Source organism: Rathayibacter sp. PhB127 (assembly GCF_003751665.1).
Lineage (GTDB): Bacteria > Actinomycetota > Actinomycetes > Actinomycetales > Microbacteriaceae > Rathayibacter > Rathayibacter festucae.
This window is the reverse complement of sequence record NZ_RKHW01000004.1, coordinates 1-13,028: the sequence shown is the minus strand read 5'-3', so window position 1 is coordinate 13,028 and position 13,028 is coordinate 1. Positions and strand designations below refer to the sequence as shown.

The window sequence follows — 13,028 nt, the reverse complement described above, 5'->3', positions numbered from 1 at the left end:
CCAGAGGTCCTCCCCGCTGTGACTGCTTCACCGACGCGCCCCGACGCCTCCGCCCTCGGCCGGGCGAAGGCGCTGCTCTTCGACCTCGACGGGGTGCTCACCCCCACCGCCGACGTGCACATGCAGGCCTGGGCCCGCCTCTTCACGCCCTACCTCGAATCGCGCGGCATCGCCGAGGGCTACACCGACGCCGACTACTTCCGGTACATCGACGGCCGCCCCCGCTACGACGGCGTCCGGGCGCTGCTCGCCTCGCGCGGCATCACCCTCCCCGAGGGCTCGCCCAGTGACGACCCCGCCCTCGAGACCGTCTGCGGTCTCGGCAACCGCAAGAACGACGCCTTCAATCAGACCCTCGCCGAGAACGGCGTCGCCCCGTACCCGGGCTCGCTCGCCCTGGTCGACGCCGCGATCGCCGCGGGCGTCGAGGTGGCCGTCGTCACCTCCTCCCGCAACGGCGTGCCGGTGCTCGAGGCCGCGGGGATCCGCGACCGCTTCGAGGTCGTCGTCGACGGCCTGCTCGCCGCCCGGGACTCGATCGCCGGCAAGCCCGCGCCGGACACCTACCTGCACGCCGCGCAGCTGCTCGGGCTCACCGCCGCCGATTGCGTGGTCGTCGAGGACGCCCACTCCGGAGTCGCCGCCGGCCGCGCGGGCGCCTTCGGCCTCGTCGTCGGCGTCGACCGCGGCGTCGGCCGCGACACCCTGCTCGAGCACGGCGCCGACATCGTCGTCGACGACCTGGCCGAGCTGCTCCCCTTCCTCCCCTCCGCCCCCGCCCCCGAGGACGCCGCATGAACCCCATCACCTCCGACCCGCTCGACCGCAACCGGTTCCCGGTCGACGAGTGGTCGCTGATCGAGACCGAGTTCGCCACCGAGCTGCAGGGGCGCACCGAGACCCTCTTCGCGACCGGCAACGGCTACCTGGGCCTGCGCGGCAACGTCGAGGAGGGCCGCGACGGCTACGCCTACGGCACCTTCATCAACGGCTTCCACGAGACCTGGCCCATCCGGCACGCGGAGGAGGCGTTCGGCTTCGCCCGCGTCGGCCAGACCATCGTCAACGTGCCGGACGCGAAGATCATCCGCCTCTACGTCGACGACGAGCCGTTCGTGCTGAGCGAGGCCGACGTCCTCGCGTACACGCGCCGCCTCGACTTCGCGAACGGCGTGCTCACCCGCGAGCTGGAGTGGCGCACCCCCTCGGGCAAGCGCGTGCTGATCCGCTCGCGCCGCCTGGTCTCCTTCACCGACCGGCACCTCGCGATCCTCGACTACGAGGTCGAGATGCTCGACCACGACGCCTCGGTGCTGATCTCGAGTCAGATCCTCAACCGCCAGGACGGCGTCGACGAGTACCACGCGCCCTCGGGCAGCGAGGCGGCCGGCTTCGACCCGCGCAAGGCCGAGTCCTTCGAGGACCGGGTGCTGCAGCCGCAGCTCAAGCGGGTCAGCGGCACGCGCTACCTGCTCGGCTACCGCACCACCAACTCCCGGATGACCGTCGCCTGCGGTGCCGAGCACGTGCTCGAGACCGAGAACGAGTGGGACCAGACCTCTCAGATCGACGACGACCTCGCCAAGCACGTCTACCGCGTGAAGGCGAAGGCCGGCGTCCCGGTGCGCCTGGTGAAGACGCTGACCTACCACACCTCGCGCGGCGTCCCCGTGCGCGAGCTCGCCGACCGCTGCGACCGGACGCTCGACCGCGCCCGCGAGACCCCGGTGGAGGAGCAGTTCAGCAAGCAGCGCGAGTGGCTCGACGACTTCTGGACCCGCTCCGACGTGCAGATCGACGGTCAGCCGGCGATCCAGCAGGCCACCCGCTGGAACCTCTTCCAGCTCGCGCAGTCCACCGCCCGCACGGACGGCGGCGGCGTCGCGGCCAAGGGCGTCTCGGGCTCCGGCTACGGCGGGCACTACTTCTGGGACACCGAGGTCTACGTCCTCCCGTTCCTCAGCTACACGGCCCCGCTCGTGGCGCGGAACGCCCTGCGCTTCCGCCAGAACATGCTCGAGGCGGCCCGCTCGCGCGCGGCCGAGCTCAACCAGCGCGGCGCGCTCTTCCCCTGGCGCACCATCAACGGCCAGGAGTCGTCGGCCTACTACGCCGCCGGCACCGCGCAGTACCACATCGATGCGGACATCTCGTATGCGCTGATGCAGTACGTCGGAGCGACCGGCGACGACGACTTCCTCGCCCGCGGCGCGATCGACATCCTGGTCGAGACCGCGCGGATGTGGGCCGACCTGGGCTTCTGGCGCAGCAACGGCGACGACCACTTCCACATCCACGGCGTCACCGGGCCGGACGAGTACACGACCGTCGTCAACGACAACCTGTACACGAACGTGATGGCCCGCTCGAACCTGCGCGCGGCCGCCCGCGCCGTCGAGCTGCTGAAGGCCGTCGAGCCGTCGGCCTACGAGCGGATGGTCGCCCGGCTGCTGCTGGACGAGGACGAGGTCATCGAGTGGGCCCGCGCGGCCGACAAGATGCACATCCCCTTCGACGCGCGCGCCGGCATCCACCCGCAGGACGCGGCGTTCCTCGAGAAGGAGCTGTGGGATCTCGAGAACACCCCGGCGTCCAAGCGCCCGCTGCTGCTGCACTTCCACCCGCTGGTGATCTACCGCTTCCAGGTGCTCAAGCAGGCCGACGTGGTGCTCGCGCTGCTGCTGCAGGGCAACGAGTTCACCGCGGAGCAGAAGCGAGCCGACTTCGAGTACTACGACGCCCTGACCACCGGCGACTCGACGCTGTCGGCGGTCGTGCAGTCGATCATCGCGGCCGAGGTCGGCTACAGCGACCTGTCGCGGCACTACTTCCTCTCGGCGCTGTTCGTCGACCTCGCCGACCTGCACCGCAACACCGCCGACGGCATCCACGTCGCGTCGACCGGAGGCGTCTGGTCCGCGCTGGTCTACGGCTTCGGCGGGATGCGCGACCACGGCGGGCGGATCACGCTCGACCCGCGCCTCCCGGACGACTGGGACCGCCTGACCTTCCGCATCACGCTGCACGGCACGCGGGTGCGGGTCGAGGTGACCCAGGAGGCGGTGCTGCTGACCGTCGAGGACGGCGACGCCGCGGCGATCACCGTCCGCGGCGAGCGCGTGCACGTCGAGTCCGGCAACCCGGTCCGCGTCGGCCTCGGCCACCAGGGCCCGCGCCTCACCGGCGCGCCGACCACCTCCGACATCGAGGGCACCCGCCGCTCCGACGGCACCGTGATCACCGCCTCCATCCCCACCATCTCGATGACCCCGGAGCCCGAGGTGCTGACGGGCCCGTAGCCCCTCCTCGCGACCGAGCGGCTGCGCAGCCGCCCCCTCACTGATCGAGCGGCTGCGCCGCGCTCCCTCTTCGACGCACCGGTCCACGGAGCGGGCGCCGTCCATGCTGATCGAGTAGCCCGCGCAGCGGGCGTATCGAGATCCACCACCGCATGCACGCGGGGTCTCGATACGCCCCTTCGGGGCTGCTCGACCAGCATGCTGCGCAGCACGCATCGCGCCTCCCGAGGCGCCCGGCCGCACCCAGCGCCGCCCGACGCGCCTCCGCGGAGCCGCCCCTCCGGCCGCTGCTAGCGTCGCCCGATGGTCATGAGCAGTACTCGGTTTCCCTCGGCGGCGCAGCCGACCGTCGCGGTCGTCAGCGACTACGCGCTCGACTACACCGGCGGCGCGCAGACGGCGATGGTCGCGGAGTGCCGGAGCCTCGTGGAGGCGGGTGTCCGCGTCCTGCTGGTCGTCCCCCGCTCCGCCACGACGCTGCCGCTCGACGGCATCGACGTCCGCCCGATCCCGGCACCCCGGATCCCCGTCGCGCAACTGCCGGTCGTCCGCAACTCCCGCCGCACCCGGGCCCTGCTCGAGCGGCTGCTCCGCGACGAGGGGGTCGGCGCCGTCCACGTCCACTCCGAGTTCGGCCTCGCGGTCGCCGCACTGGAGGTCGCCGCGGCGCTCTCGATCCCCTCGGTCGCCACAGTGCACACCTTCTTCTGGCGCGGCGTGCCCGGTCGCGCCGGCCGCATGCTGGCCCCGCTCGCCGCGGCCTACGTCGCCGCCGTGACCGGTCGCCGCCCGCGCCCGCGACGCGGCGGCGACGACCGCCTCGGCGCGCTCCTCCGCGACGTCACCCGGAGCGCCGCCGCCCGGGCCGATCTCGTGATCTCCCCCTCCGCCCACCAGGCCGAGGCGCTCCGTCGCGCCGGCCTGCCGTGGGTGGCGGTGCTGCCCAACACCGTGATCCCGCGGGAATCGGGCCCCGGTGACGTCGCGGACGTCGCGCCGGACGGCTCGGGTCCGCTCCGCCTGCTCTGGGTCGGCCGGTGCGCACCGGAGAAGCGGCTCGTCCCCTTCGTCGAGGCCTGCCTCGCCGTCCTCGCCCGCGACCCCGACGCCCTCTGTGTCGAGATCATCGGCACCGGTCCCTCGCTCGCCCGTGCGGTCCGGCTCGCGGCGGGTTCTCCGGCCGTCGTCTTCCGCGGCTTCGTCGAGAACCGCCTCATCGGCGACGCCGTCCGCCGCTCCGACCTCGTCGCCCTGACCTCGTCCGGCTTCGACAATCAGCCGATGGTCGTGGTCGAGGCGCTGCAGGGCGGCCGCGGAGTCCTCTACGTCGACCCGGCCCTCACGGAGGGCCTCGACGGCCCGGGACTTCTCGCGCCCGTCGAGCCGACCGCCTTCGCCGAGTACCTGGAGCGGCTCTGCCGCGACCGCGCCCCGGTCCACGCGGCGGCCGCGGCGGCCCGGGACGCCTTCACCGATTTCGCGCCCGAGGCGCACGCCGCGGCCGTCCTCGCGCTCTACGGCGCAGCGCGCGAGATCGCGGGTCTGCGCGCCGCGCAGGAGTAGCGCGGCCGGGCGTCAGGCCGTGGCGACCAGCGCGCGCACCGCGGAGGTGAAGAAGGCGAGCCCGTCCACGCCCGAGCGCATCGCCGCCGGGGTGTCCGGGCCGAAGCCCGGCTCGACCGCGTGCTCGGGGTGCGGCATCAGGCCGACGACGTTGCCGCGCGCGTTCGCGACTCCGGCGATGTCGTTCATCGAGCCGTTCGGGTTCGCGCCGAGGTAGCGGAAGACCACGCGGCCCTCGCCCTCGAGCTCCGCGAGCGTCTCGGCCGAGGCGATGTAGCCGCCCTCGCCGTTCTTCAGCGGGATGGTGATCTCCTGGCCGGCCTCGAAGTCGCTCGTCCACACGGTGGCGGCGTTCTCGACGACGAGCCGCTGGTCGCGGCAGACGAAGGAGCCGACGTCGTTGCGGATCAGGCCGCCGGGCAGCAGGTGCGCCTCGGTCAGCATCTGGAAGCCGTTGCAGATGCCGAGGACGGGGGTGCCGGCGTTCGCCGCGTCGATCACCTCGCGCATGATCGGCGAGTGCGAGGCGATGGCGCCGCAGCGCAGGTAGTCGCCGTAGGAGAAGCCGCCGGGCAGCACGATCGCGTCGACGCCGTCGAGGTCGTGGTCGCCGTGCCAGAGGGCCACCGGCTCCGCGCCGGCGAACCGGACCGCGCGCTGGGCGTCGCGGTCGTCGAGCGAGCCGGGGAAGGTGATGACGCCGATGCGCATGCTCACGCCTCCGGGTAGTGGATGCCGACGACGTCCTCGATCACCGAGTTCGACAGCATGTCGTCCGCCAGGGCGGCGATCGAGGCGCGGACCTCGTCGGTCACCTCGTCGACGGTGATCTCGAAGCGCTTGCCCACCCGCACGCCCGTGACGGCGGAGTGGCCGAGGCGCGAGAGCGCGCCGGCGACGGCCTTCCCCTGCGGATCGAGCAGCTCGGCCTTGGGCATGACTTCAACGACGATCGTGGGCACCGTGTTCTCCGGAGTCTCGAGGGGCTGTGCGGATCTCCGCGCGCCCATCGTACCCGCCCGGCTTTCCGGCGATCCGTCCCGGGATCGCCCGTCTCGACGGGCCGTCCGCTCAGGCCGCCGCGGTCACCCGCAGGGTGTTCGCCCACGGGTCCTCGAAGGACAGCGTCCGCCCGTCGTCCGCGGTCGCGATGCTCGCGCTGCGCAGGCGCTCGCCGAGCGCGCCCAGATCGTCCGCCGCCGGCACCACGATCTCGACCTGCCCCAGCCCGAGCGCGAGCTGCCGCCGACCGGCGCCGAGCGAGTTCCAGGTGTTCATCGCCATGTGGTGGTGGTAGCCGCCGGCCGAGACGAAGAGCGCCTGCCCGCCGTAGGCGATCGTCGTCTCGAAGCCGAGCCGGTCGACGTAGAACTCCTTCGCCGTCGCGACGTCGCCGACGCTCAGGTGCACGTGGCCGACCGAGGCGCCGCCGAGCCGCGGCTGCGCGATCGCCTCCTCGGTCAGGTGCTCCTGGAGGAACGCGTTCGGGTCGAGGAAGAGCGTCGACATCTCGATCCGCCCGTGCGTCCAGGACCACTGGCTGCGGTCGCGGTCCCAGTAGAGCTCGACGCCGTTGTGCTCCGGGTCGTCGAAGTAAAACGCCTTGCTCACCAGGTGGTCGGAGCTGCCGGTGAAGGAGCCGGGGTGCCGGGTCGCGACGCTGTGCACGGCGGCCGCGAGCGCCGCCTCCGACTCGAAGAGGATCGCGGTGTGGAACAGGCCGGCGCTGCGCGGGGCGGCGTGCCGCAGCTCCGGAGCGTGCTGGAGGATCACCGCGGGGACGCCGCCGCGGCCGAGCACCGCGACCGAGCCGTCCTGCGAGAGCAGATCGAGCAGGACGGCGTCGCGGTAGTAGGCGACCATCGCGTCGAGGTCGGCGACGCGCAGGGTGACCGCCCCCATCACGGTGTCGGGGGCGAGCAGGTCGGGCGAGGAGGTGGTCATGCCGGTCATGCTAGGTCCAACTCAGTTGTAGCCACAACTATTTCCTGGCGAGAGGAAGTCGAGGAGACGGTGTCGCCGGGTTCATAGGATGGCCATAGGCAGCGTCCAGCCCGCGCGATGCGGCGGGTCGTCGAATGGAGTCCGGTCGCCGTCAGGGGCGGCCCCGGCCACGAGGACGCATCATGAACGAGTCACCCGAATCCCACGGCGCCGAGCGCGAGCCCGCTGCCACCGCGACGGACCCCACCGGCGCCGAGGAGCGCCAGGCGCTCCGGACCGACGACCGCCGCCGCCGCCGTCGCGCCCTGATCGCCGGCGGTGCCGGGCTCGCCCTGCTGATCGGCGTCACCGCGGGCGGCGTCTCGCTCGCCGGCCGCTCCGAGTCCGCCTCGGCCGCCTCGTCGAGCGCCGCCAGCACCATCGTCTACCCCGGCGGCTCCCGCGGCTCCTTCGGGGGCGGCATCGTCGTGCTGCCCTACTCGGGCGGGTCCTCCTCGGGCGGATCCTCCTCGGGGTACGGCTCCGGCAGCGGGTCGGTGTACGGGTACGGCTCGGGCTCGGGCGGCACCGGCTCGGGGACCTCCGGCTCCACCTCGACGTCCACGGCGACCGACGCCGTCCCCGCGAGCACCGCGCAGACCGCCGGCGTCGTCACGATCACCTCCGACCTCACCTACGAGGGCGCGACCTCCGCCGGCACCGGCGTCATCCTCACCTCCGACGGCATGATCCTCACCAACAACCACGTCGTCGAGGGCTCCACCAGCATCACCGTCACGGTCGAGAGCACCGGGCAGGCGTACACCGCCCGCGTCGTCGGCACCGACAAGACCAACGACATCGCGGTGCTCCAGCTCGAGAACGCCTCGGGTCTCACCCCGGCGACCCTCGACACCGACGGAGTCGCGGTCGGCGACGCTGTCACCGCCGTCGGCAACGCGAAGGGGACCGGCAATCTGGTCGCCGCGGCCGGCACCGTCGAGGCCCTCGGCCAGAGCATCACCACCCAGGCCGAGACCGGCATCACCGGCGAGAAGCTCACCGGCCTGATCCAGGTCGACGCGGACATCGTCGCGGGCGACTCGGGCGGCCCGCTGGTCGACACGGCCGGGAAGGTCGTCGGCATCGACACCGCCGCCTCCAGTGGAACCGCGGACATCACCGGCTTCGCCATCCCGATCTCGAAGGCCCTGGACATCGTCGCGACGATCGAGGCGGGCGCCGACACGTCGACCGTCGCGATCGGCTACCCGGCCTTCCTCGGCGTCTCGCTGCCGTCCGGCACGACGGCGGGCACCACCTCCGGAGCCGTCTCGGGCGCGAGCGCCGCGGCCGGCGCTCTGATCGCCGGCGTGATCGAGGGCACCCCCGCTGCCGCCGCGGGTCTCGTGGCCGGCGACGTCGTCACCGCGGTCGACGGCACGGCCGTCGCCTCCGGCGACGCCCTCTCCGCGGACCTCGCCCAGCGCGAGCCCGGCGAATCGGTCACCCTCACCTGGACCACCGCCGCCGGCACCTCGCAGTCCGCGACCGTCACCCTCGTCGAGGGTCCGGTCGCCTAGGAGCGGTCCGCTTCGCGGGCTCGTTCATCAGCGAGAAGCATGCTGGTCGAGGAGCCGCGGAGCGGCACACATGTTGGTCGAGTAGCCGCGGAGCGGCGTATCGAGACCCGCCGTGCCCAGCAGGGCGGTCTGCAGACCCGCGTGCTGACGGGGTTGGATCTCGATACGCCCGCGGCGCGGGCTGCTCGATCAGCATGGACGGGCCGCTGCGCGGGCTGATCCGCGGGCATGAACACGGCTGAGCGCGCCGCTCCATCCGCGGCGAACATGCTGGTCGAGTAGCCGCGGAGCGGCGTATCGAGACCCGCCCGCCAGTACGCGCCCGCGGCGCCCGCACTCCGACCGCGACGCGCCGTTGTTTTGAACTATTCAACACAACTCGGTAGCCTTGTCCCCATGACGATGACGGACGACCGGCTGAGAGCCTCCGGGCTCAAGGCCACCGCGACCCGGCGGGCCGTCCTGCAGGCGCTCGAGGGGCACCCGCACTCCGACGTCGATCAGCTCCTCGCGCGGGTGCGCGTCGATCTGCCCGACACCTCGGCCCAGGCCGTGTACGGGGTCCTCGCCGCCTTCACCGAGGCCGGCCTCACCCGCCGCATCGAGCCGGAGGGTCACGCCCGCCGCTTCGAGCTCCGGGTCGGCGACAACCACCACCACGTCGTCTGCCGCAGCTGCGGCGCCGTCGCCGACGTCGACTGCGTCGTCGGCCGGGCACCCTGCCTGCACCCGTCGTCGTCGAGCGGCTTCGCCATCGACACGGCCGACATCACGTTCTGGGGCACCTGCCCCGACTGCCTCGCGCAGGCCGAGACCCGGCCGGCGCCCGCCATCACCGCCGCGGAGGGCCTCCCCGCTCCCCGCCGACAGGAGGACTCATGACCGAGGAACGATTCACGACGACCGATGCCGGAGCCCCCGTCGCCAGCGACGAGCACTCGCTCAGCGTCGGAGCCGACGGCCCCATCGCGCTCCACGACCACTACCTCCTCGAGAAGCTCGCGCAGTTCAACCGCGAGCGCATCCCGGAGCGCGTCGTCCACGCCAAGGGCGGCGGCGCCTTCGGCCGCTTCGTCACCACCGGCGACGTCAGCGCGTACACCCGCGCCGCGCTCTTCCAGCCCGGCGTCGAGACCGAGATGCTCGCGCGCTTCTCCACCGTCGCCGGCGAGCAGGGCTCGCCCGACACCTGGCGCGACCCGCGCGGCTTCGCGCTGAAGTTCTACACGAGCGAGGGCAACTACGACCTCGTCGGCAACAACACCCCGGTGTTCTTCCTCCGCGACGGCATCAAGTTCCCCGACTTCATCCGCTCGCAGAAGCGCCTGCCCGGCACCCACCTCCGCGACCACGACATGCAGTGGGACTTCTGGACCCTCTCGCCCGAGTCGGCGCACCAGGTCACCTGGCTGATGGGCGACCGTGGACTGCCGAGCTCGTGGCGGCACATGGACGGCTTCGGCTCGCACACCTACCAGTGGGTCAACGCCGCCGGCGAGCGCTTCTGGGTGAAGTACCACTTCAAGACGAACCAGGGCATCGAGATCCTCAGCCAGGAGCAGGCCGACCAGATCGCCGGCGAGGACGCGGACTTCCACATCCGCGACCTGTCCGCTGCGATCGACCGCGGCGACCACCCCTCGTGGACCCTCTCCGTCCAGGTCATGCCGTACGCCGACGCGGAGTCCTACCGGTTCAACCCGTTCGACCTCACCAAGGTCTGGCCGCACGCGGACTACCCGCTGATCGAGGTCGGCACGATGACCCTCGACCGCAACCCGGAGAACTACTTCGCGCAGATCGAGCAGGCGACCTTCGCCCCCTCGAACTTCGTGCCCGGGATCGAGGCCAGCCCCGACAAGATGCTGCTCGCCCGCATCTTCAGCTACGCCGACGCGCACCGCTACCGCGTGGGCACCAACCACGCGCAGCTGCCGGTCAACGCCGCGAAGTCGCCGGTGCACTCGTACTCGAAGGACGGCGCGATGCGCTTCGACTTCCAGCGCTCCGAGGTGCCCGTCTACGCGCCGAACACGATGGGCGGCGCGCACGCCGACCCCGCCCGCGCGGCGGAGGGCCCCGGCTGGGAGACCGACGGTGCGCTCACGCGGGCCGCGGCGACCCTGCACCCCGAGGACGACGACTTCGGCCAGGCCGGCACGCTCTACCGCGACGTCCTCGACGACGACGCCAAGGCGCGACTGGTCGCGAACATCGCCGGCCACGTCTCCAAGGTGACCCGCCCGGAGCTGCGCCGGCGCGTGCTCCAGTACTGGGCGAACGTGGACAGCTCGCTGTCGCAGCGCGTCGCCGAGGCCCTCGAGCCCTCCGCCCCCGGCGCGGACGTCTCGCCGGAAGAGGTCGGCATCCACGCCTGACCCCCTGGTGCGCGGTACCGGCTGATCCCGGTGCCGCGCGCCTCCGCCCGGTCCCCCGGACCGAGCGCCCCCGAGCAGCGGGCGGCGCGGGCTGTCGCATGCGGCCCCGCGCCGTCCGCTTCCCCGTCCGAGGGAGTCATCCCTTCGAGCGCGGCCGCGTCATCCCGGGAACCCGAGGCGTCGCTGCCAGTCGGTGAGCACTTCCCCGCTGACGTCGAAGAGCTCGGAGCCCCGGTGCGGAGCATCGATCTCGGTGGTCGTCACGCGCACCCCGCTCGGCAGGATCTCCACGATCGCGGCCCCCGACGCGGCGATCGACCGCTCGTGCTCCGGCCCGGCGAGGACGTCGGTCCGATTCGCGGCACCGGGAGCGACCACCACCGGAGCCGGGAGGGTCGTGTCGACGAAAGCGTGGTGCCAGTGGCCGGCGAGCACCGCCCGGAGCGTCGATCCCTCGACCGCCTCCCAGAAGTCGTGCGGATTCGCGAGTCCCATCCGCCGGTGCAGCGGGGTGACCGCCTCGATCGGAGGGTGGTGCAGCACCACGACCGTCGGTGTCTCCGGATCCTCGGCCACTCGATTCCGCAGCCAGGCCAGGGTCGGCTCGGTGAGGAGTCCCCAGGACGCTCCGCCCGGAACGGAGGAGTCGAGCACGAGGATCCGCACCCCGCGCACGACGACCTCGGTGTTCCAGGGCCCGTCGGAGCCGAAGCCCTCGCGGGTGTCGTGATTGCCGAGGGCGAGCACGAGCGCGGCATCCCGCTCGGCGCACCACTCCTCGAGCCTCGCGCGCAGGACCCGGTACGACTCGGGATCGCCGTCGTCGCTGAGATCACCGGACACCACGACGGCGTCGAGGTCGGCGCCGGCGGAGTGGGCGGCGAGCACCGCGTCGAGAGCGGCGCGCGGATCGACGATGCGGTTGTACCGGGCAGCGGGGTCGGCGAGCAGGTGCGTGTCCGAGAGGTGAAGGATCCGCACGGCGCGGGGAGCGGACTCCTCGAGGATCGCGTCGGCCCGCGCTCCCGCCGCCTCGATCCGCTCCGCGTTCCGCTCGTCGGGCCCGTCGGCCCAGGCGATCGCCTCCTCCAGGGTCTTGCCGAAGCGGAGGTGCCGGGCGACCAGTCGCCGTCGGCGGAGGGCCGGCTCGACCCGCAGGTGCAGCGTCAGATCGAGGAGGCCCGCGACCTCATCCCAGCCGTCGTCCTCGAGCAGCAGATAGTTGCCCTCGACCAGGACGACGGTCCGCTCGCCCACGGGGAGGGCGAGGGAGTCCGGCACCGCCTCCTCGATCGAGCGGTCGAAGGAGGCGACCCGCACGGTGCCGCCCGGCTGCGCGGTCCGCAGACTCCGCAAGGCCCCGACGAACCCGTCGACGTCGAAGGTGTCCGGCGCGCCCATCCGCTCCCGCCGGCCGAGTTCGCGCAGACGCTGCTGAGGCAGGTGGTACCCGTCGAGCGGGAGGACGAGCGCTCCGGGAAGGCGAGCACGCAGCCGCTCGGCGATCGTGGACTTGCCGGCGCCCGGCGATCCGATGACTCCCACCAGGAGGAGACGCCGGTCCGACGCCGCCGTGCGGATCGCGGCGACCGCATCCTCGAGGGAGGCGAGCAGGGGACGGGGCTGGTCGGGGAGAGACATGCGCCCATTGTGGCCAGCAGTACCGGGGCGGAAGAGGGCCGACCGGGCGATCGGTGGAGAGCTCCGGCATCCGCGTCCTGGGGAGGACCTGCAGCGCGACACGCCCGGGATGAGCGGTTTCGGGGGCCCGGTTTGACAGTGCCGGGATCGGGCCGTAACTTATTCCAAGTCGCCACACAGGCCGCAGGGAAACGGAAGAACAGGGCTCCTCAGGGAGCACGGTTCAACGTCCCGGCCTCATTCGGCACCATCCACTCGGCAAGACAGTCCTTCGGGTCACGTCTGCCGTACGGATGTAAAGCCTTCGCAGGATCCTTCGGGTCCAGCAACTTCGCCGCCCGGCGATGGACTCAGGTCCGGAACCGAGCAACGTCGGAGCGCCTACGAGCGCAACGGCATCGCGAAGAAGCCGGATTTGACACGGCCTGCGGATGTGCTAAGTTAGTCAAGTTGCCACGGCGGCTGAGAGAACAACTTCTCCAGCTTAGCGAAGTCTTCCGACTAAGGCAACATCTTCGATCACTTCCGTTGTGAAGCACCTTTTCAGGTGTGGAGGCGGGATGTGTCCGATTCTTGAGAACTCAACAGCGTGCACTATGTTCAATGCCAAATTTATAACCCCGTCCGGGTCTTGTGATCCG

General features: G+C 72.1%; 10 protein-coding genes. 6 read left to right on the top strand and 4 right to left on the bottom strand.

From position 1 onward, the window contains the following. Window positions 1-18 precede the first annotated feature (18 nt). From EDF22_RS16545 to EDF22_RS16535, 3 genes are all read left to right on the top strand, one after another. Complete coding sequence (locus EDF22_RS16545; protein WP_123705974.1) at window positions 19-798, top strand: HAD family phosphatase; 780 nt, start codon at window positions 19-21, stop codon at window positions 796-798. After that, a complete protein-coding gene (locus EDF22_RS16540; protein ID WP_123705973.1) occupies window positions 795-3,299 on the top strand; it encodes a glycoside hydrolase family 65 protein in 2,505 nt (834 codons plus the stop codon). Before EDF22_RS16545 ends, EDF22_RS16540 begins: the two co-directional genes overlap by 4 nt. 309 nt (window positions 3,300-3,608) lie before the next feature. Beyond that, window positions 3,609-4,862 carry a glycosyltransferase family 4 protein gene (locus tag EDF22_RS16535; RefSeq protein WP_185039028.1) on the top strand — a complete coding sequence of 418 codons (1,254 nt, stop codon included), beginning with the start codon at window positions 3,609-3,611 and terminating at the stop codon, window positions 4,860-4,862. A 12-nt stretch (window positions 4,863-4,874) separates the two neighbouring features. Here EDF22_RS16535 and purQ read toward each other — a convergent pair whose 3' ends face one another. From purQ to EDF22_RS16520, 3 genes are all read right to left on the bottom strand, one after another. Continuing rightward, the gene (gene purQ / locus EDF22_RS16530) at window positions 4,875-5,573 is read right to left on the bottom strand and encodes a phosphoribosylformylglycinamidine synthase subunit PurQ (RefSeq protein WP_123447083.1); all 699 of its coding nucleotides are present in this window, start codon (window positions 5,571-5,573) and stop codon (window positions 4,875-4,877) included. Between the two features lie 2 nt (window positions 5,574-5,575). Beyond that, window positions 5,576-5,824 (bottom strand): phosphoribosylformylglycinamidine synthase subunit PurS, encoded by a 249-nt coding sequence (gene purS / locus EDF22_RS16525; RefSeq protein ID WP_123447082.1) that lies wholly within the window; start codon window positions 5,822-5,824, stop codon window positions 5,576-5,578. A 109-nt stretch (window positions 5,825-5,933) separates the two neighbouring features. Further along, entirely contained in the window at window positions 5,934-6,806 is an 873-nt protein-coding gene (locus EDF22_RS16520; RefSeq protein ID WP_397460173.1) for a VOC family protein, read from the bottom strand. A 182-nt stretch (window positions 6,807-6,988) separates the two neighbouring features. Between EDF22_RS16520 and EDF22_RS16515 the strand changes: the two genes are divergently transcribed. The 3 genes from EDF22_RS16515 to EDF22_RS16505 all read left to right on the top strand — a co-directional run bounded on the left by EDF22_RS16515 (window position 6,989) and on the right by EDF22_RS16505 (window position 10,746). Continuing rightward, the gene (locus EDF22_RS16515; RefSeq protein ID WP_221180962.1) at window positions 6,989-8,368 is read left to right on the top strand and encodes a S1C family serine protease; all 1,380 of its coding nucleotides are present in this window, start codon (window positions 6,989-6,991) and stop codon (window positions 8,366-8,368) included. A gap of 396 nt (window positions 8,369-8,764) precedes the next feature. Continuing rightward, window positions 8,765-9,250 (top strand): Fur family transcriptional regulator, encoded by a 486-nt coding sequence (locus EDF22_RS16510; RefSeq protein ID WP_185020575.1) that lies wholly within the window; start codon window positions 8,765-8,767, stop codon window positions 9,248-9,250. Next, complete coding sequence (locus EDF22_RS16505) at window positions 9,247-10,746, top strand: catalase (protein ID WP_123705970.1); 1,500 nt, start codon at window positions 9,247-9,249, stop codon at window positions 10,744-10,746. Before EDF22_RS16510 ends, EDF22_RS16505 begins: the two co-directional genes overlap by 4 nt. 159 nt (window positions 10,747-10,905) lie before the next feature. Here EDF22_RS16505 and EDF22_RS16500 read toward each other — a convergent pair whose 3' ends face one another. Beyond that, window positions 10,906-12,387: a metallophosphoesterase gene (locus EDF22_RS16500; RefSeq protein ID WP_123705969.1), complete on the bottom strand. Its 1,482-nt coding sequence runs from the start codon at window positions 12,385-12,387 to the stop codon at window positions 10,906-10,908. Between the last annotated feature and the right edge of the window lie 641 nt (window positions 12,388-13,028).